General features: G+C 67.1%; 17 protein-coding genes. 4 read left to right on the top strand and 13 right to left on the bottom strand.

All coding sequences use genetic code 11. The features are described from left to right. Positions 1 to 174: 174 nt before the first annotated feature. The 3 genes from ATO3_RS04120 to rimK form a co-directional block, all read right to left on the bottom strand. The gene (locus tag ATO3_RS04120; protein ID WP_088648498.1) at positions 175 to 441 is read right to left on the bottom strand and encodes an NfeD family protein; all 267 of its coding nucleotides are present in this window, start codon (positions 439 to 441) and stop codon (positions 175 to 177) included. Next, complete coding sequence (locus ATO3_RS04115) at positions 441 to 1,337, bottom strand: SPFH domain-containing protein (protein ID WP_088648497.1); 897 nt, start codon at positions 1,335 to 1,337, stop codon at positions 441 to 443. Before ATO3_RS04115 ends, ATO3_RS04120 begins: the two co-directional genes overlap by 1 nt. A gap of 346 nt (positions 1,338 to 1,683) precedes the next feature. After that, positions 1,684 to 3,087, bottom strand: a complete 1,404-nt coding sequence (gene rimK / locus ATO3_RS04110) for a 30S ribosomal protein S6--L-glutamate ligase (RefSeq protein ID WP_088648496.1) — start codon at positions 3,085 to 3,087, stop codon at positions 1,684 to 1,686. A gap of 226 nt (positions 3,088 to 3,313) precedes the next feature. Between rimK and tgt the strand changes: the two genes are divergently transcribed. Beyond that, positions 3,314 to 4,441, top strand: coding sequence for a tRNA guanosine(34) transglycosylase Tgt (gene tgt, locus ATO3_RS04105; protein WP_088648495.1), 1,128 nt, complete (start codon positions 3,314 to 3,316; stop codon positions 4,439 to 4,441). A gap of 286 nt (positions 4,442 to 4,727) precedes the next feature. Here tgt and ilvN read toward each other — a convergent pair whose 3' ends face one another. The 5 genes from ilvN to ATO3_RS04080 form a co-directional block, all read right to left on the bottom strand. Next, positions 4,728 to 5,303: an acetolactate synthase small subunit gene (gene ilvN / locus ATO3_RS04100; RefSeq protein WP_088648494.1), complete on the bottom strand. Its 576-nt coding sequence runs from the start codon at positions 5,301 to 5,303 to the stop codon at positions 4,728 to 4,730. A gap of 103 nt (positions 5,304 to 5,406) precedes the next feature. Beyond that, positions 5,407 to 7,158 (bottom strand): acetolactate synthase 3 large subunit, encoded by a 1,752-nt coding sequence (locus ATO3_RS04095; RefSeq protein ID WP_088648493.1) that lies wholly within the window; start codon positions 7,156 to 7,158, stop codon positions 5,407 to 5,409. Between the two features lie 485 nt (positions 7,159 to 7,643). Continuing rightward, positions 7,644 to 10,301, bottom strand: a complete 2,658-nt coding sequence (locus ATO3_RS04090; RefSeq protein WP_088648492.1) for a TRAP transporter large permease — start codon at positions 10,299 to 10,301, stop codon at positions 7,644 to 7,646. A 12-nt stretch (positions 10,302 to 10,313) separates the two neighbouring features. Further along, a complete protein-coding gene (locus ATO3_RS04085) occupies positions 10,314 to 11,315 on the bottom strand; it encodes a TRAP transporter small permease subunit (protein WP_233152019.1) in 1,002 nt (333 codons plus the stop codon). 155 nt (positions 11,316 to 11,470) lie between these two features. Beyond that, positions 11,471 to 12,562, bottom strand: a complete 1,092-nt coding sequence (locus ATO3_RS04080; RefSeq protein WP_088648491.1) for a TRAP transporter substrate-binding protein — start codon at positions 12,560 to 12,562, stop codon at positions 11,471 to 11,473. Between ATO3_RS04080 and ATO3_RS28420 the strand changes: the two genes are divergently transcribed. Next, complete coding sequence (locus ATO3_RS28420) at positions 12,561 to 12,800, top strand: hypothetical protein (protein ID WP_143747220.1); 240 nt, start codon at positions 12,561 to 12,563, stop codon at positions 12,798 to 12,800. The two genes, ATO3_RS04080 and ATO3_RS28420, sit on opposite strands and share 2 nt — an antisense overlap. A 497-nt stretch (positions 12,801 to 13,297) precedes the next feature. On the opposite strand, the gene ATO3_RS04075 is transcribed toward ATO3_RS28420, so the two are convergent. The 5 genes from ATO3_RS04075 to ATO3_RS04055 form a co-directional block, all read right to left on the bottom strand. Continuing rightward, complete coding sequence (locus ATO3_RS04075) at positions 13,298 to 13,720, bottom strand: VOC family protein (RefSeq protein ID WP_088648490.1); 423 nt, start codon at positions 13,718 to 13,720, stop codon at positions 13,298 to 13,300. A 70-nt stretch (positions 13,721 to 13,790) separates the two neighbouring features. Beyond that, positions 13,791 to 14,612, bottom strand: coding sequence for an arginyltransferase (locus tag ATO3_RS04070; protein WP_088648489.1), 822 nt, complete (start codon positions 14,610 to 14,612; stop codon positions 13,791 to 13,793). A 144-nt stretch (positions 14,613 to 14,756) separates the two neighbouring features. Beyond that, positions 14,757 to 15,191, bottom strand: a complete 435-nt coding sequence (locus tag ATO3_RS04065; RefSeq protein WP_088648488.1) for an RDD family protein — start codon at positions 15,189 to 15,191, stop codon at positions 14,757 to 14,759. A 212-nt stretch (positions 15,192 to 15,403) separates the two neighbouring features. After that, positions 15,404 to 15,829 (bottom strand): DUF2852 domain-containing protein, encoded by a 426-nt coding sequence (locus tag ATO3_RS04060; protein ID WP_233152018.1) that lies wholly within the window; start codon positions 15,827 to 15,829, stop codon positions 15,404 to 15,406. 269 nt (positions 15,830 to 16,098) lie between these two features. Further along, a complete protein-coding gene (locus tag ATO3_RS04055) occupies positions 16,099 to 16,569 on the bottom strand; it encodes a YbaK/EbsC family protein (protein WP_088648727.1) in 471 nt (156 codons plus the stop codon). A 136-nt stretch (positions 16,570 to 16,705) separates the two neighbouring features. Between ATO3_RS04055 and ATO3_RS04050 the strand changes: the two genes are divergently transcribed. Further along, entirely contained in the window at positions 16,706 to 19,528 is a 2,823-nt protein-coding gene (locus ATO3_RS04050; RefSeq protein WP_088648726.1) for a [protein-PII] uridylyltransferase family protein, read from the top strand. Further along, complete coding sequence (locus ATO3_RS04045; protein ID WP_088648486.1) at positions 19,512 to 19,799, top strand: hypothetical protein; 288 nt, start codon at positions 19,512 to 19,514, stop codon at positions 19,797 to 19,799. The genes ATO3_RS04050 and ATO3_RS04045 overlap by 17 nt, the downstream gene beginning before the upstream one ends. The last annotated feature ends 43 nt before the right edge of the window (positions 19,800 to 19,842 follow it).

The following is a 19,842-nucleotide window of genomic DNA, read 5'->3' as shown; positions in this document are numbered from 1 at the left end:
GCGGGTGTCGGCCCGGGCTGGCGGAGGGCAGGGCGGTCCCGTCCGGCGGCCGGAGGGGGCGGCGCGGATCGCCGCCGTGGGCACGGGCGGCCTGCGGGATGATCCGGCCCGGCGGTCTGGCCGGCAACAGGGTGTGAAACGGCGCCGGGGCCAGGGCGGTCGCGGCGTGACGGATCAGTCGTTGACGTCGTCGTGGAAGCGTTTGACCTGGCCACGCGGCAGGGCGAAAAGCTGGCGCAGGATCAGCCAGGCCACCAGCGAGAGCGCGGCGAAGATCAGCAGCAACAGCGGCAGCGACAGCACCAGCCCGAGGTTCAGCAGCAGCATCGCCACCAGGAAGGCGCCGATGGCAAAGCCCAGGAAGACGAAGCCGGACACCACCACCTCGAGGATGGCCAGCACCAGCGCCGCGGCACCCCAGACCCACCAGATCGACAGCATCACGGCCCCTTTCGCCCGCCAAGCAGGCCGAAGGCATCCGAGAAGGCCTCGATCGCGGCGGCGGGCAGGACGATGGTCTGCTTGCCGTCGCCGGTGCCAAGCGCGGTCAGCGCCTCGACCTGTTTCAGGGCGACCTGGTATTGCGCGGCCTCGATGCCGTTGTCCTTGATCGCCTGGGCGACGACGCCGGTGGCATAGGCCTCGGCATCGGCCTGGATCCGGCGCGCCTTTGCGATCTGCTCGGCGGCGTAAAGCTCGCCGTCGGCCTGCAGCTCGACCGCGCGGCGCTTGCCCTCGGCCTCGGTCACCAGGGCGCGGCGGGCGCGTTCGGCGTTGAGCTGCTGAAGCATCGCGGCGCGGGTCGCCTCGTCGAGGTTCACGTCCAGCAGCTCGGCGCGGGTGACCTCGATCCCCCAGTCATCCACCGCCTCCTTCAGCGATTGCTTGATCGTGTCGGTCAGCTGCGAGCGGTTGGATTGCACCTCGTCCAGCTCCATCCGGCCGATTTCCGAGCGCACGATGCCGGCGACGGTGGTGGCGATCGCCTCGTCCACGTCGCGGATCCGGTAGACGGTCTTTTCGGGGTGCAGGATGCGGAAAAAGACCGAGCTTTCGACCTGCACCAGCACGTTGTCGGCGGTGATCGCATCCTGGCTCATCGCCGGAAGCTGGCGTTCGAGGATCGAGATCCGGTGCGCGACATGGTCGATGAAGGGCACGATGATGTTGATCCCGGGGCCCAGCACGGCGGAGAGGCGGCCGAAGCGTTCGACGACGTATTTCTCGGACTGGGGCACGATCTTCACGCCCTTCACGACAATGAGGATCAGGAGGATCGCGCCCAGGAGATAGAGGAGGCCGGAAGAGGCGAGGTCGGCGATCTGGTCTTCGGTCATGTCGGGCCTGCGTCGGTCGCGGTGGGGTTACGAATAATTGGGTTCCGGGGCGCGGCATGGCAAGGGAAAAGGCGGCGCGGGAGGGCAGGCGTGGCAGGGGGGCGCTGCCCCCGTCCGCCGCTGGCGGACTCCCCCGGAGGTATTTTTCCCAAGGTGAAGACAGGGGCGTGGTTTTGGAAGGGGACGGGGCGGCCCGTCTGGCCAGCCTGCGGATCCGACATCTGCAAACAGGCCGAAGGGGCGACATGGTGGCGCCGCCCCTGTCTTCACCTTTGTCCAAATACTCCGACGCAACGCCAGCCAGGGGGGCCGACGCCGGTAAGGAGGCGCCGGGCGCGGGACCGGCCTATTCGCCCTTGCGGCGGCGGGCCGGGCGGGGGCGGACGTTGACCTCGATCTCGTCGTAGAGCTTCTCGACCACGTTTTTCTTCGTGACCGTCTCGATGCCCTCGAGGCCCGGAGAGGAATTGACCTCGAGCACCTTGGGGCCGTTTTCCGAGCGCAGCAGGTCGACGCCCGCCAGCCCCAGCCCGAAGGCGCGGGCGGCGCGGACGGCCATGTCGCGTTCGGTGCGGGTGATGCGCACCGACGCGGCGCTGCCGCCCTGGTGGAGGTTGGAGCGGAAATCGCCCTCGGCCCCCGTGCGTTTCATCGAGGCCACGACCTTGCCGCCGACCACGAGGCAGCGGATATCCTCGCCCGCGGCTTCCTTGACGAATTGCTGCACGAGGAAGTTCGCCTTCAGCCCCCGGAAGGCCGAGATCACGGATTCGGCCGCCTTCTTGGTTTCGGCCAGCACCACGCCCTTGCCCTGCGTCGATTCCAGCAGCTTGATGATCAGCGGCGCCGAGCTGACCAGCCCGATCAGGTTGGACGTGTCCTTGGGCGAGGCGGCGAAGGCCGTGGTCGGCATGTCGATCTTGTAGCGGCTGAGGATCTGGTGCGCGTGCAGCTTGTCGCGGCTGGCCGAGATGCCGGCGGAATTGTTGACCACGAAGGTGCCGATCGTCTCGAACTGGCGCACCACGGCGGTGCCGTAGGGCGTGATCGAGGCGCCGATGCGCGGGATCACCGCGTCGTAGCGGGGCAGGCGTTTGCCGTCATAATGCACCTCGGGCATCATCGGGTTGATCGCCATGTAGCAGCGCGTGGTGTCGATGACCTCCACCGTGTGGCCGCGCTTCTCGCCCTCTTCCACGAGCCGGCGGGTGGAATAATTGGCCTCGCGGCTGAGCACGGCGATGCGCAGGGCGCGGTTGGGGGCGATCGTGCGCATCTTCGACGAATGGTAGACGTCGTAATCCAGCAGGGGCTGCAGGTGCCGTTCGGTGGGGGTGATTGAGATATGATCCTGCAGGGCCTGGCGTCCCAGCAGCATGCGCGAGGCCATGCCCGAGCGGTCGGTCAGCGTGATCTCGACCGGCCAGGTCTGGCCGGCGACCGAGATCGGCGTGCGCACGACATAGCGCAGCTCGGCCTCTCCGTTGGACGAGGTCACCTCGCGCCGGTCGACGATCTCGGCCGAGCAGGTGATGGCCAGCTCGTAATGGCCGGGGATCGGGTGCACGTTGAAGCGGACCTTGGGCTTCGAGGAGGGGCCGAAGGTTTCGATATCGGAGGCGTGGAGCGCAGAGGTGCGCGCGCCGGTGTCCACCTTGGCCGAGATCGCGGGCAGGCCGAGGTCCGGCAGGGCGACCCACTCTTCCCATCCGAATGTAAGGGGCGTGGGGTCAGGGGCGGTATCCGTCATATCTGGCTCCAATGTCGGTCGGGCGGGTCATACGTCGCCATCGGGATGATGGCCAGTGCTGCGATCAGGCTATTGCCTGACAGACTGGGCCGGGAGGCTTCGGGATGCAAGAACTGGGCCGAAAAGGCAATTTTTCGAGGAATGGCCCGGGGAGCGGGCAGGGCGCAGGATCGCCGCGGCCACCGGCGGGCTTTGCAAATCGCGGGCCGCGCGGTAATGGGCGCGGATGAGCACCTTTTCCTTCTCCCTCGCGGCCACCGACGGCCGCGCCCGCACCGGCACCATCACGACCCCCAGGGGCGAGATCAGGACACCGGCCTTCATGCCCGTGGGCACCGCGGCGACGGTCAAGGCGATGCTGCCCGAGAGCGTGCGCGCCACTGGCGCCGATATCCTGCTGGGCAACACCTATCACCTGATGCTGCGCCCCACGGCCGAGCGGATCGACCGGCTGGGCGGGCTGCACCGGTTCATGAACTGGGAGCGGCCGATCCTGACGGATTCCGGGGGCTTCCAGGTGATGAGCCTGGCGGGGCTCAGGAAGCTGACCGAGCAGGGCGTGACCTTCAAGAGCCATATCGACGGGTCAAAGCACGAGCTGACGCCGGAACGGTCGATGGAGATCCAGCGGCTGCTGGGCTCGGACATCGTGATGTGTTTCGACGAATGCCCGGCGCTGCCGGCGGAGGAAAACGTGGTGGCCGAGAGCATGCGCATGTCGATGCGCTGGGCCGCGCGGTCGCGGGAGGCGTTCGGCGACCGGCCGGGGCATGCGCTCTTCGGCATCCAGCAGGGCGGGGTGACGGAGGAGCTGCGCGGTGAAAGTGCCGAGGCGCTGACGAAGATCGGCTTCGATGGCTATGCCGTCGGCGGGCTGGCCGTGGGCGAGGGGCAGGAGGCGATGTTCGGCGTGCTGGATTATGCGCCGGAGATGCTGCCGCAGGACAAGCCGCGCTACCTGATGGGCGTGGGCAAGCCGGATGACATTGTGGGCGCGGTGGCGCGCGGGATCGACATGATGGATTGCGTGCTGCCGTCCCGGTCGGGACGGACGGGGCAGGTGTTCACCCGGCGTGGTGTGCTCAACATCAAGAACGCGCGGCACATGGACGACCCGCGGCCCCTGGACGAGGCCTGCAGTTGCCCGGCCTGCCTGAATTATTCCCGCGCCTACCTGCACCACGTGTTCCGCAGCCAGGAGATCATCTCGTCGATGTTGCTGACCTGGCACAACCTGCATTACTTCCAGGAGATCATGGAGGGGATGCGCGGGGCGATCTCGGCGGGGCGCTTCGAGGCCTGGCAGGCCGAATTCCACGCGACGCGGGCAGAAGGCGATATCGAGCCGCTCTGAGCCCTGGTGCCTGTGTCCGATGTCGGGGGAGTATTTTTCCCAAGAAGAAGCAGCAGGTTGCGCACAACTTGCCGATGTCGCGACTTTGGCCGGTGTCGGTCTTGAGGTATTTGGACAAAGGTGAAGACAGGAGGGCAGCGCGAGAGTTGCCTCTTTTGACTTGTTTGCAGATGTCGGATCCGCAGGTGGGCCAAACTAGCCGCCCCCTGATCAGGAGCGGCCACGCCCCTTCTTCACCTTGGAAAAATACCTCCGGGGGTCCGGGGGCAGAGCCCCCGGGACATGGTCACCCTTGGGCGGCCAGTTCGCCGCGCGACAGGGCGGCCACGCCGGTGCGGGCGATTTCCACAAGGCCCAGCGGTCGCATCAGATCGGCGAAGGCGTCGATCTTTTCCGGCGCGCCGGTGATTTCGAAGACGAAGCTGCCCAGAGTGCTGTCGACCACGTTGGCGCGGAAGATCTCGCCGATGCGAAGGGCTTCGACGCGTTTCTCGCCGGTACCCTGGACCTTCAGCATGGCCAGTTCGCGCTCGATCGAGCGGCCCTCGACCGTGAGGTCATGCACGTCGCGGACCGAGACGATCCGGCCCAGCTGCGCCTTTATCTGTTCGATCACCTGCGGCGTGCCGGTGGTGACGATGGTGATCCGCGACAGTTTCCCGGTGTGGTCCACCTCGGCCACCGTCAGGCTTTCGATGTTGTAGCCGCGCCCGGAGAAGAGGCCGATCACGCGGGCCAGGACGCCCGGTTCGTTTTCGACCAGCACGGCAAGCGTGTGCTGCTCCTGCACGTCCGAGAAATTCGGGCGCAGGTTGTAGGCGGAATGGCTCGTGGAGCCTTTCTTGATCTGTAGGGCGGACATGGGCGGCCTCTTGAAGGATGGAACGGCCCGGCGGTGTATCGCCGGGGCCGGGAATTTCGCGTGATCCGGCGCGTCCTCCGCGAAGACGACGCCGCCGGAGGGATCAGACGAGCACGGAGCCCTTGCTGTCGATGACGCCCTTGGTCTCGGCCTCGCCCAGCAGCATCTCGTTGTGGGCCTTGCCCGAGGGGATCATGGGGAAGCAGTTCTCGTGCTTTTCCACCAGGCAGTCGAAGACCACCGGACCGTCGTGCCTGATCATCTCCATGATCGCGTCGTCCAGGTCGGCCGGATCGGTGCACATGATGCCCTTGGCGCCGAAGGCCTCGGCGAGCTTGACGAAATCGGGCAGCGCCTCGGACCAGCTGTGGGAATAGCGTTCGCCGTGCAGAAGCTCCTGCCACTGGCGGACCATGCCGAGCCGTTCGTTGTTCAGGATGAACTGCTTCACGGGCGCGCGGAACTGCACCGCGGTGCCCAGCTCCTGCATGTTCATCAGCCAGGAGGCCTCGCCCGCGACGTTGATGACCAGCGCGTCGGGATGGGCGATCTGCACGCCGATGGAGGCCGGGAAGCCGTAGCCCATGGTGCCCAGGCCCCCGGAGGTCATCCAGCGGTTGGGATCCTCGAAGTTGAGGAACTGCGCGGCCCACATCTGGTGCTGGCCGACCTCGGTCGTGATATAGCGGTCGTGGTCCCTGGTAAGGGCCTCGAGCCGTTCCAGCGCATATTGCGGTTTGATGGTCTTGGTGCTGCTCGCATAGGCGAGGCAATTGACCTTGCGCCATTCGTTGACCCGGCCGTGCCATTTGCGCACGGCTTCGACCTCGGTCTTGCGGCCACGCGATTTCCAGACCTTCAGCAGGTCTTCCAGCACATGGGCCACGTCGCCGACGATCGGGATGTCGGTCTTGACAACCTTGTTGATCGAGGACGGGTCGATGTCGATATGCGCCTTGACCGAACCGGGCGAGAAGGCGTCGATGCGGCCGGTGATCCGGTCGTCGAACCGCGCGCCGATGCAGATCATCAGGTCGCAGTCATGCATCGCCATGTTGGCCTCGTAGAGACCGTGCATGCCCAGCATGCCAAGCCAGTTCTTGCCCGAGGCGGGATAGGCGCCGAGCCCCATCAGCGTGGAGGTGATCGGGAAGCCGGTCGCATCCACCAGCTCGCGCAAGAGCGCGGAGGCATGGGGGCCCGAGTTGATGACACCGCCGCCGGTGTAGAACACCGGGCGTTTCGCCGTCTCGATCGCGGCGGCCAGTTCGGTGATCGACTCCATGTCTCCCTTGACCTGCGGCTGGTAATGCGAGGCCGAGGGGCGCGGGCCGGTATAGGTGCCGTTGGCGAACTGCACGTCCTTGGGGATGTCGACCAGGACCGGGCCGGGGCGGCCCGAGGTGGCGACATGGAAGGCCTCGTGGATCGTCGACGCCAGGCGGTCGGTCTCTTTCACCAGCCAGTTGTGCTTGGTGCAGGGGCGGGTGATGCCGACGGTGTCGGCCTCCTGGAAGGCGTCGGAGCCGATCATGAAGGTCGGGACCTGGCCGGTCAGGACAATGATCGGGATCGAATCCATCAGCGCGTCGGTCAGCCCGGTGACCGCGTTGGTCGCCCCGGGGCCGGAGGTGACAAGCGCCACGCCCGGCTTGCCGGTGGCGCGGGCATAGCCTTCGGCCGCGTGGACCGCGCCCTGCTCGTGGCGGACAAGGATGTGGCGGATGTCGTTCTGCTGAAAGATCTCGTCGTAAATCGGTAGCACGGCGCCGCCGGGGTAGCCGAATACCGTGTCCACACCCTGGTCCTTGAGGGCCTGGACGACCATTTTCGCTCCGGTCATGTCTTGTGTCATTGTCGTGCTCTCCGGTCTCGACACAGCGTTTGGGCAAACCGCCCGTTTCGGCACAAAAAAGCCCCCGAGGATGTCGGGGGCGCATGGGTCGTGGATTGGGTAAACCGTTTACCGGCCCATGCGCGTTGATCCTACGATTACGACTAGCGTGTTCATTGGAGCATCCTCTTCGTGCTGCGGGGGACATTAGGGGGCAGGGACGGGGGCGTCAACCGGCAAAAGCCGGAAGAATGTAACCCTTACCAGGGTATTTCGCGACATTTTGTTGCTGGTGGCGGTGCCGTGGCGGAAGATTGCGGATCGACTGGCCCGGAAAGGCCGGTTTTGTGCCCCTGGGAGCGGGGCGCAGCGCATGGGGTGCCCGGGGGAGTCGGGCCTTCGATGCTTCGGCGGGCGTGGAAAAAAGAAAACCGGGGCGGGAAGGCCCGCCCCGGTTTCGGGGTCTGTCCGGTGCGCGCCCGGCCCGGAGCGGGCCGGGGCGGGGATCAGAAGTTCAGCGACAGGTCGCGGTGATGCGAATTGCAGCTGGCCAGGTAAAGCGCCTGGTCGCGGCTCAACTCGGGCTGCTGACGCGCGCCGATCGTGTCGGAGATCGTGTCGAGGTAGGAGGCGAGGCCCGGGGCCAGCGCATCGGCGGCGGGGCCGCGCCAGCTGGCCTGCTCGTCGTATTCCTCGATCGCCTCGCGCCATTCCTCGAGCGCGTCGTCGGTGCGCCCGCGGCTGATGTCGCGCCGCGCCGAGGACAGCGCGGAGGCGATGCCGCTTGCGCCCTGCACGTCGTTGAAGGCGCTGCCAAGCCCGTCGAGCGCGGCCTCGGCCTCTTCCGGCGTCGCATTGAGGATGATCTCCTCCATGCCGCGCAGCCGGTCTTCAAGCTCGGCGAAGGCGGCGTTGGAGCCCAGCACGGACATCAGCTCCATCACCGGCTCGACCGAGCCGTCTGCGGCGCGGCGATAGGTGTTGCGCGCGCGCTGCTCGGCCTGGACCAGGGCGTTGAACGTGGCATAGGCGTCCGCCCATTCGTCGGGGATCGTCGCCTCGATCGCGTCGGCTTCGGCCTGCAGTTCGGCGGCCTCGGCCTCCAGCTCTGCGCGGCGTTCTGCCTGGCTTTCGTTGTTCATGTAACGCGCCCGTTGCAGCAGGTCGTCGGCATGGGTGCGGCGGTCGCGCACCTGCTTCTGGATCCCGCGCACCTCGGTCAGCAGCGGACGGAAGTCCGGGGCCGCCGCGTCCACGGCTGCCTCGGCGGCGATGATTTCCGACATGGTGTCGATTGCCGTTTCCGCGTCGTCGAAGGCTTCGGTGATGTCGCCGGCCATGCGGCGCGGCAGCACGTCGACGTTCAGCCCGCGCGCCTGGGAGATCGCGCCGCGCAGGGCGTCCTCCTGTTGTTGCAGCTTGTCCCAGACGTAATCCTCAAGGCACAGCTGCAGTTTGGGATTGCGCGGCGGCGGCGCGGTTTCCGACAGCAGGCTGACACGGTTCGGCAGGTAGTTCACCAGCGACGGCATGTAGCCGACGATGCCCAGTGCGGCGAGCTGCAGGACGATGAAGGCGATGACGCCCTTGTAGATCGAGGTCGTCTTGACCTCTGGTGGCGCCACCCCGCGCAGGTAGAACAGCGCGAAGCCGAAGGGTGGAGTGAGGAACGAGGTCTGGATGTTCAGACCGATCATCACGCCCAGCCAGACGGCGGTGATGTTCGCCTGCGGGTCGGCCAGCAGGATCGGCGCCACGATCGGCACCACGACCACGGCGATCTCGATGAAGTCGAGGAAGAAGCCGAGGATGAAGATCACCGCCATGACGATGACGAACTGGCTCCAGAAGCCGCCGGGGAGGGAGTTGAGGAACTCGCGTACCAGCTCCTCGCCCCCGAAGGCGCGGAAGGCGGCGGTGAGCATCGCGGCGCCCAGGAGGATGATGAAGACAAGAGACGTGGTCTTCGCCGTTTCGATCATCACCTCGTGCATGGTGTTCTCGATCTTCAGCACGCGCGCGCCCGACCAGATCAGCGAGATCAGCAGCAGCACGGTGGCCAGCGCGCCGATCCAGATGCCGGTCATGTCGGTGCCCATCGAGAGCACGGCCTTGACGTTCATGTTGTAGGTCGAAAGCGCGAAGGCGATCAGCCCCAGCGCCACGGCGCCAATGAGCGCCGGGATGAAGAGGCCGGGCGTGTCCTTGTCGGGCAGGCGGTAGCCGGCCATGATCAGCGCCCCGGCGGCACCGATGGCACCGGCCTGGTTGACGGTTGCGATGCCCGCGATGATCGAGCCCAGCACGAGGAAGATCAGCGCCAGCGGCGGCACCAGCGTGAGGAAGACCTGGCCCCAGAAGGCGGCGTCACGATGGCCCGTGTAGGGCACGGCCGGCGCCAGTTTCGGCCGCAGGATCGCGAAGATCAGGATGAAGGCCATGTAGATCAGCACCAGCACGATGCCGGGGACAAAGGCCCCAAGGAACATCTCTCCCGCCGAGGTCGAGGTCACGTCGAAGACGGACGGCATCGACAGCTCTCCGGTGGCTTCCTTGTGCAGCGCCTTGCGCATGGTCGAGGCCTGGTCGGTGGCCGAGGCCAGCTGGTCGGCCAGGATGATCAGCACGATCGACGGCGGGATGATCTGCCCCAGCGTGCCGGAGGCGGCGATGGTGCCGGTGGCCAGCGGCTGCGAGTAGTTGTTGCGCAGCATGGCGGGCAGCGAGATCAGGCCCATGGCGACGACGGTCGCGCCCACGATGCCCGTGGTGGCCGCCAGCAGCGCGCCCACGAAGACGACCGAGATGCCAAGGCCGCCCGGGACCGGCCCGAAGAGCTGCGCCATGGTGACCAGAAGGTCCTCGGCGATCTTCGAGCGCTGCAGCATGATGCCCATGAAGATGAAGAGCGGGATGGCGATCAGCGTATCCCTCTCGACCTCCCAGTAGACCCCTCGGAGGTTGGTCACCCCCGCCGTCAGCCATTGCTGCGGTCCGCCGGAGTGGAAGAAGGCATCGGTGTTGCCGGCGAAGTAATGGCCCGAGACGGCCGCCAGCGTGATGGTGATGATCGCGGCGCCGGGCAGGGCAAAGGCCACCGGGAAGCCGGAACCGAGCGCGGCTGCCATGATCAGGATCAGCAGGGCGAGAAAGAAGAGTTCCATGGGTCTGTTGTCCTACGATGGCGATGCGCCGAGATGGTCCTTGTGTCCGGGCTCGCCGCGTTTGTCGGCGACGGCCTCGAACAGGTAGGCCACGAACTGGATCAGCATGGTGACCGCGAAGACGCCGAGGAAGGCGGCCATCTGGTACTTCACGTACATGCCGGCGGTGGAGGCCTGGGAGATCTCGAAATTGCGGACGGGCGCGTTGATGATCGCCTGGGGCGAGCCCATGCCCATGATCAGCACGCACCAGCAGGTGGTCATGCCGAAGAGGATGACGCCGATCGCATTGACGGCGCCCTTCCGGCGCGGCGAGAACCCGGCGTAAAGCACGTCGACGCGGACGTGGCCCTCTTCCAGCAGTGTGTAGGCCGAGGCGAACAGGAACAGCGCGGCGTACCAGTAGCGCACCAGATCGCCCATCAGCGCCTGTTCATAGGAGAACACGAAGCGCGACACGACGATCAGCAGCTCGGCCGCGACGATCATCAGCGCCAGCCAGTGAAAGCCCAGCGTGCGCGTGAAGATGGCGACGATGAAGGCCAGGATGATCAGCGGGAAGTGGATCCAGGGCGCAAGGAACTGCACCCGGTTGAATTCGCTGACCATGTTGTCCGAGACGAGGCCGGTGAACAGCCCCTCCACCCGCAGGAAGGCGATGGCCGCATCGGCGATGCCGACAAAGAGTACCGCGAAGAAACAGGCCCGGATCAGGTAGGCGTTGAAGGCGGTGATCGCCAGCGCGTCCCAGCGCAGGGCGACGTTGCCGGTCTTCCAGACATAAAGCACGGCCAGGATCAGCGCGGCCAGGTACAGCCCGATCACCACGAAGGCCCTGGGATCGGCGCCGCCCTGCGACAGCGAGCCCAGGCCGGGAAAGCCGAACCAGGAGACCAGGATGTTGTTGATGAGGAAGGCGGCGAGCATGAACAGCGTGGCCCAGCCGAAGAAGCGCACCACCGGGGCGGGTGGCCCGAATGGCTGAATGGCGTCCGGATCAGTAAGGCTACTCACAGGATCCCCCGTTGAATTGTTCTTGTTGCGATTGGCGGTCCGGCTGCGATCCGGATAAGGCCGCGATCACGCAGTGCTAACGACGGCGTGTTCGGAATGGAAGCTGGGAGCCGGCCTCGCGGACCGGCTCCCGCCATTATGTCGTGACGTCAGACTTAGTCGGTCAGGCCCAGGTAGCGGTTGCGCTGGTTGACGAAGGCAACCTCGAACTGCGCCATCATGCCGCCCGCGCTGCGGATGAAGTCCTGGTAGCTGTCGTTGATGGTCGCGGCCATCTCGGAATGCTCGCGCACTTCCTCGGTCACCTCTTCCGACGCTTCACCGAAGGCATCCCAGACGTCGTCGTTGAACGACTTGATCTCGACGCCATGCTCGTCGATCAGGCGCTGCAGGTAGACGCCGTTGAGAGCGACGGTTTCTTCGTACTGCGCGGCGTTCTCTTCCATGCAGGCGGCGGTGATCACGGCCTTCTCGTAATCCGACAGGCCACCCCACCAGTCCGCGTTCATGCCAAGCGCGAGCGCCGAGCCGGGCTCGTGCATGCCGGCGGTGTAATAGTACTTCGCGGCCTCGTAGAACTTCATGAAGTAGTCGTTGTAGGGGCCGACCCACTCGGTGGCCTCGATGGCGCCGGACACCAGGTTTTCGTAGATCTGGCCGCCGGGCAGGGACACGGTCGAGGCGCCGAGCTTCGACATCACGTTGCCGCCCAGGCCCGGGATCCGCATCTTCAGGCCCTGCAGGTCGTCGGGGCTGTTGATTTCCTTGTTGAACCAGCCGCCGGCCTGCGTGCCGGTGTTGCCGGCCAGAAGGCCCTTCACACCGAATTCCGCGCCCAGCTGATCCCACAGCTCCTGTCCGCCGCCGAACTTGACCCAGGCGTTCTGTTCGGCCGTGGTCATGCCGAAGGGCACGGCGGTGAAATAGGCATATGCGGGGTGCTTGCCGACCCAGTAGTAATCGGCGCCGATATAGGCCTGGCTGTTGCCGGAGGCCACTTCGTCGAAGCTGTCGAAAGCGCCGACGCGCTCACCGGCGGCGAAATATTCGGTCTGGATCGCGCCATTGGAGACTTCGGTGATGCGGGCGGCGAGCCGCTGCGCGGACAGGCCGAGGCCCGGGAAGTCCCGCGGCCAGGTCGACACGATTGTCATGGTCTTGGCATTCTGCGCGTTGACCATGGGCGCGGCGAGTACGGTACCGGTGCCGGCCAGTGCGGCACCGGCCAGGAATTTGCGACGTTCCATGAGTGTTTCTCTCCTCCTGTCGGACGTTTTTTTAATCGTCTGTTGTGGTGGACGCGTGCAGTCGCGCACCTTGCCCCCCCTGTCGACATTGGTATTCAGAACCGTGCCGAATGCAACAGCCGAGGCAGGGAATTTGAGGAAATTGCGTGGGTTGCGTGGCGTCGCCCTTTACGGCGGCAGCGGCGGGCCGGACGCCGGAGAACGCGGCGCCCTGCGCCAGGCGGCGAAGATTTCGTGAATCGATTCCCGCGTTGGTTGATCCAAGCGGGGCTGACGCTGCGGCACGGTCGCGCGACGGGTTCGGCAAAAAGCCGCCGATATCAGTTGTGCGCGGCGGCATAATGTCGCGATGCTCTTGAAATGTGGCGGAGTTTACAATGCCTGCCCCGCATCTGCCCCGGGCGGCGCGATGTCCTGTAACAATTCATACGGTGAACAGACTGCCCGCGAAACTACCCTTCCGGATCGGTCGTCACAGTGCTGGCCGCATGCGGGGACCGGGACCCGAGGGCGGTGATCGCAAGCCGGTTTCGGGCCCTGTCTGCGAGATCCTGCGCAAGATTTCGAGGCCCCCGGAACGCTCGGCGGTGCGGGGACGGCGGACCGGAGCGCCACATATATAGAATCGGCTATGTAAGTTGTGCCGTCCGGCGGGATGGTCCCGAGCGATGCCCGTGATCGTTCAGTGGGACGCCTGCAGGCGGCGCTGACCACGCACGTCTCTGGCCGAGGTGCTCAGCCGTTGGGCGCGTCCCAACGCTCCAGCAGGTCCCACCGGTTGCCGAACGGGTCGCGCCAGACGGCCACGATGCCATAGGGTTCGCGGCGCGGGGCCTCCTCGAAGATCACGCCTTTGGCCAGCATCGCGGCGTGATCGCGTTCGAAATCATCGGTTTGCAGGAAAAAGCCGACCCGGCCGCCGGTCTGGTTGCCGATCGCGGCCTGTTGCCCGGCCCCGACCGCGCGGCCCAGCACAAGGCTGCAGCCGCCGCCCGGCGGCACGATCCGGACCCAGCGCTTTGGGCCGCTCTCGGAGTGCTGGGCAATGTCCTCGGCCAGGATAAAGCCCAGCTTGCCCACGTAGAAGGCGATGGCCGCGTCGTAATCCGGGACCACGAGGGTGATCGCCCAGAGGCTGGTGCCTGTCGCTCCGGTCAAGGCGCGCGCACGGCGGCCGCGACATCTGAACGCGGCGGGACAGCCCCGCGCGACACGACCGCCCGGAGGTTCATTTCGACGTCGGGCGCCGGTCCGGGAGGGAGATATTGGCCACCTGCTCGGCAATCGGATCGGTCGAAAGCGGGTGCGTTTCGGGGTAGAAGGCGGCCGGGTCGCGCATCTTCTGCCATTCGCCGCCCACGTAGATCTCGAGCCCCGAGAACTTGGCCTTGTAGCCCATCTTCTGGCTGCCGGGCACCCAGTAGCCCAGGTAGACGTAAGGCAGCCCCGCCTCGCGCGCGATCTCGATATGGTCGAGGATCATGAAGGTCCCCAGCGAGGCTTTCGGCCGGTCGGGGGTGTAGAAGCTGTAGACCATGCTCAGCCCGTCCTCGAGCACGTCGGTCAGACTGACGCCGACCAGTTCGTCGCGGTCGGGATCGGCATATTCTATGACCCGGGAACGAATGGGCGTTTCTTCGACCATTGCTGCGAATTCGAAGACATCCATGTCCGCCATGCCGCCATCGGCATGCCGCGCATCGAGGTAGCGGCGGAACAGCGCGTACTGATCCTCGGTCGCCCAGGGCGAGGTCGCCTTGCGGACCAGGTGGCCGTTGCGCCTGGCGGTGCGGGCCTGGCTTTTCGACGGCGTGAAGGCCGAGACATCGATCCGCGCCGAGAGGCAGGCGTTGCATTCGGCGCAGGAGGGCCGGTAGAGGACGTTTTGCGACCGTCTGAAGCCCTGTTGCGACAGGGAATTGTTCAGACGTTCGGCCCCTTCGCCCTGCAACGCGGTAAACAACTTCCGCTCCATCCGGCCCTCAAGATAGGGGCAGGGCTGGGGCGCGGTAACATAGAACTGTGGCGCGATGGGAAGCGTGTGTCGCATGTGGCTCCTGACGTGACGCGAAGGCGATGATAACGCCGGCGTCAGGTCGCGCCAAGCCGAGATTGCGCGACGCTTTGGCCCCGGCGGGACCGGGTGCCGGGCGGCCCGGGCTGACTGGGCAGGGCCGCCGGGCCGCCCTGCGGGTCAGAAATGCGCCCGGCGGTTCAGTGCGGTGGTGCCCAGCAGCGAATCGGTCAGGCCCTGTCCGCGCGAGCTGGCAAGCATCATCACGATCGAGGCGAGCTGCAGGATCGGCACCGAGACCGAGACGATGTAGCCCAGGCAGTGCAGGAAGGCCGCGGTGGTGTCCAGCCGTGCGCCGGACTGGTCGCGCAGCTCGATCCCCGCGAAACGCATGCCCCAGGTCGCCGAGGACCCGGCGATGGTCACGAAGCGGTAGGCCATGCTGAGCGCGAGGAACAGGAAGGGCAGGAAGAACAGCCCCGTGAAGGCCGTGAAGGGCAGGGCGATCAGCACGAGGCCCGCGATCAGGACCGTGTCGATGAACCAGGCCACAAGGCGCTTGGACGGCACGCCGGTATAGAAATCGGGCTGAGTCTCGGGGTCGGGAAAGTGCATCGCGGGGGTTCTGGTCCTTGGGATGGATGGGGTGTGTCAGGGGATACCGTGATCCGGAAGGAAAACGGGACTGGAAATTCGAAAGTTCCGGGAAGGGGCGCCGGTGTCGCCCGGATATGGTGTCCGCGCGGCCTCGGCCGGCGTTCGGGGGAAGGGGCCTGGCGCCCCCGCGCCGGAGAGGCGGACGGGGGCGAGGCTTCGGTACGGGTGGCTCAGGCCGGGGCCTGGCCCCGCGGCTCGGAGCCGCTGTCGCCGGCGTCGCTGTCGCTTTCGGCGGCGGCGCGGGCGCGGTCGTTCATGAACTGGTCGAACTCGGCCTTGTCCTTGGCTTCGCGCAGGCGCTGAAGGAAGTCCTCGAATTCGCTTTGTTCGCGCTCCAGGCGTTCCAGCGTGTCGGCCTTGTAGGCATCGAAGGCGCTGTTGCCCGAAGATCCGGACATGTAGGCGCGCATCTGTGCGTGGCGGCCCATGCGGCGGGATTTACGGCAGCTTCCGAACATTTTCTTGCTCCAGATCATATAGGCCAGAATGGCGAGCCCGACGGGCCAGAAGAAGACGAAGCCCAGGACCATGCAGGCGATCCATGCGCCCTTGCCCTTGGCGTCGAGCCAGGCCTCGGCCCGGGAAAACCAGCCCATCGGGGTATCCGGGGTGGTTTGAGGATATGCGGGTGTCATCGTGGTGTCTCTCCGGTCTTTTGGGTCAATGTGAAGCCTTTTCACATTACAGAAGATCGGAATTCCCCACCCATCCCGCAAGAGGGGATGTGAACGTTTTTTACATTAATCGCGCAGGCGTTTGATTTTAAATATTAAAATCGGATGTTTAAGGGGGCCCGGCCGGGTGTTTTCGCAGCAGAAATGGCCCGAAGGCAGCCCAAAACGGGGCGACTCGAGGCCAAGGCGGCTCACGCCACGGTGAATTCCGCGAGCGTCGCGCCGGTCAGCTTCAGCAGCGCCTGCGGGCTGGCGGGGAAGACATGATGCGGCGTGCCGGCCGCGGCCCAGACCACGTCGAACGCGGTCAGGCGCGGGTCCATCCAGGCGCGGATCGGCGAGAGGTGCCCGACAGGGGAGACGCCGCCGATGGCAAAGCCCGTCTGCGCCCGCACCAGCGCCGCATCGGCCTTGCCCAACGGCTCTCCGGCCAGGGCCGCGGCGCGGTCGGTATCGACCCGGTTGCCGCCGGCGGTCAGGAAAAGCACCGCCTCGCCGCTGGTCTCGGCGCGGAAGATGATGGATTTGGCGATCTGGTCGACCTCGACCTCCAGCGCCGAGGCCGCGTCGGCGGCGGTCCGGGCCAGCGGGGTCTCGATGATCTCGGCGGTCAGGCCGGCCGCATCCAGCGCGGCGCGCACGCGGTTCTTGCTTTTGCTCATGGAACGGATCCGGGTCGTGTCTGTCGGGCGGACCATGGACCGATCCGCGCGTGGCGTCCAGCAGGCCGCCGGGCGGGGCGCGGGCGGGCCGCCAAGTGCCGTTGACGCCCGGCCCCCCGCGCCGCACTTTGCGGCCATGACATGCCCAGACGACGACGCGCCGCTTGCCGCGCGGATCACCCGACTGCCCCGCCCGCTGGACCCGGACCTTGGCGCCGAGGCCGCCGCGCGCCTGCCCGGGCTGACCGGCGATCTTGCCACCCTGATCGAAGGCGCTGCCGGCTGCAGCCCCTACCTGCACGGGCTGATTTCACGCGAGGCCGAGTGGCTGGGCGCCGCGCTCGAAGCGCCCGACGCGGCCCTGGACCAGGTGATGACCGACCTGCGCGAGACCTCGGGCGAGGATCTTGCCCGCGCGCTGCGGCGGGCCAAGCGGCGGGTGGCGCTGATGACCGCGCTGGGGGATATCGCCGGGGCCTGGCCGCTGGAAACGGTGACGGGGCGGCTGACCGACCTGGCCGGGCTGGCCTGCGACGCGGCGATCCGCGCCGAGCTGGCCACGCTGGACCGGCGCGGCAAGCTGCCCGCGCCGGTGCGCGAGGATGGGGCGGGGACCTGGGGCCTGTGTGTGCTGGCCATGGGGAAGATGGGCGCGCACGAACTGAACTATTCCTCGGACATCGACCTGATCTGCCTGTTCGACGACACGCTTTACGACGATGCGGATGTGCATGACGCGCGGCAGGTGCTGGTGCGGGTGACGCGCAACATGTCCTCGCTGCTGTCGGAACGCACGGCGGAGGGCTATGTCTTCCGCACCGATCTGCGGCTGCGGCCCGATCCTTCGGTCACGCCGGTCTGCCTGTCGATGGCCGCGGCGGAAAGCTACTACGAAAGCTTCGGCCGCACCTGGGAACGCGCCGCCATGATCAAGGCGCGGCCCGCGGCGGGCGATGTCGAGGCCGGGGCGCGGTTTCTCGAGGACATCCGCCCCTTCATCTGGCGCCGCCACCTGGATTTCGCCGCGATCGAGGATGCCCATGCGATCCGCCAGCGCATCCGCGACGCCAAGCGCCTGCATGGCAAGGTCGAGGTGCCGGGCCATGACATGAAGCTGGGCCGGGGCGGCATCCGCGAGATCGAGTTCTTCACCCAGACCCGTCAGCTGATCGCCGGGGGCCGCGACCCCGAGCTGCGGATGCGGGGAACGGTCCCGGCGCTGCTGGCGCTTGCCGAGAAGGGCTGGATCCCCGGCGACGTGGCGACCCGGTTGCGCGACCATTACCGCGCCTTCCGCGAGATCGAGCACCGGATCCAGATGGTCAACGATGCCCAGACCCACAAGATGCCGACCTCGGAGGAGGGGATCGCGCGGGTCGCGGGGCTGATGGGGCTGGAGCCGCGCGAGATGCTGAAGGGCATTGCCCGCAGGCTCGACGAGGTGGCCGAGCTGACCGAGGATTTCTTTGCCCCCGACACGCCGGCGAAACCTGCGCCCGAGGCGCAGCATGAGTTCGACAAGGAGGTGCTGGCGCGCTGGCCCACCTATCCGGCGCTGCGCTCGGACCGGGCGGTGCAGATCTTTGGCCGCCTGCGCCCGCAGCTTCTGGAACGGCTGTCGCGCGCCGTGCGGCCCGACGAGGCGCTGCTGGCCTTCGACCGGTTCCTGGCCGGGCTGCCCGCGGGGGTGCAGCTGTTTTCCCTGTTCCAGTCCAATACCGAGCTGATCGACCTGCTGATCGACGTCATCGGCACGGCCCCGGCGCTGGGGGATTACCTGTCGCGCAACGCCGGTGTGCTGGACGCGGTGATCGGCGGCGCCTTCTTCGCGCCCTGGCCGGGGGCCGAGGCGCTGGCCGCCGAGATCGCCGGGCATATCGCCGACGAGGACGATTACGAGCTGAAGCTCGACGCGGCACGGCGGTGGAAGAAGGAATGGCATTTCCGGGTGGGCGTGCACCACCTGCGCGGCCTGATCGACGCCGAAACCGCAGGGCAGCATTACGCCGATCTGGCCGATGCGGTGATCCGCGCGGTGGGCCCGGCGGTGGTCGCGGAATTCGCGCGCAAGCACGGGGCGCCGCCGGGGCGGGGGGCTGCGATCCTCGGGATGGGCTCGGTCGGGGCGCGGCACATGAATGCGGCCAGCGACCTGGACCTGATCGTGATCTACGATTCCGGCGATGTCGACAGCTCGGATGGCCGCCGGCCGCTGGCCACGCGGACCTATTACGCGCGCCTCACCCAGGCGCTGATCACCGCGATGACGGCGCCGATGGCGCAGGGCCGGCTCTACGAGATCGACATGCGCCTGCGTCCCTCGGGCAAGCAGGGTCCTGTCGCGACCAGTTGGCCGGCCTACCGCAACTACCAGCAGACCGAGGCCTGGCTGTGGGAGCATCTGGCGCTGACCCGCGCGCGCGGGATCGTCGGGCCGGAGGCGTTGCTGGCCGATATCGAAAGCTTCCGCTCCGAGATCATCGCCCGTCCGAGGGCGCTGCCCGACATCGTCCGCGAGGTGTCCGAGATGCGCGCCCGGCTGGCGGCGGCCAAGGCGCCTGCCGGCTGGCTCGATCTGCGCAACGGGGCGGGGCGGCTGCAGGACCTGGAGCTGCTGGCCCAGGCCGGCCACCTGCTGGCCGGCCAGCCGACCCGGGGCGCGCGGCTGGGCCTGGCCGAGGCGCGCGACGCCGGCTGGCTGAGCCCCGGTGAGGCCGCCACGCTGACAGAGGTCTACGAGCTGTTCTGGGCGCTGCACACCGCCACCCGGCTGATCGGCATGGGCCCGGCAGAGTCCGGCGCGCCGGGGCAGGGGGCGGCCGATTTCCTCTGCCGCAGCGGCGGTGTGGCGGACATGGAAGCCTTGCAGGCCCTGCTTGAGGCACGCTACGACGAAAGCGCCGCCATCATCAAGGCGGCCTTGCTGCGCGGAGGGACGGAGAATGGATCGGACAACTGACCCGCTGGATCCCAAGGGGCTGATCCGGGAAAGCTATCGGATCGAGGGCATCACCACGGCCGAGTGCCGGTCGATCTTTCTGGACTGGGCCCTGGGCCTGCCGCTGGAAACCGATACCGAGGACGCGCGGCAGGGTCTGCTGACGCGCTACCGGCCCGAGCATCCCGATCACCCCATGACCCTTGTGCTGCTGGAAGGAATGGGCGAGCCGCCCGCCCGGGGCCGCCGCCGGGGCGGATGGCGCGCGCGCGACCGCAAGACGACAAGCTGAACGGGTCTGGCCGGGCGGGCCAGCAGGCTGAACGGGGGCACGC

Source organism: Marinibacterium profundimaris (assembly GCF_002210095.1).
GTDB lineage: Bacteria > Pseudomonadota > Alphaproteobacteria > Rhodobacterales > Rhodobacteraceae > Marinibacterium > Marinibacterium profundimaris.
The sequence above is the reverse complement of the archived record's forward strand: the minus strand, read 5'-3'. Positions and strand labels throughout refer to the sequence as shown.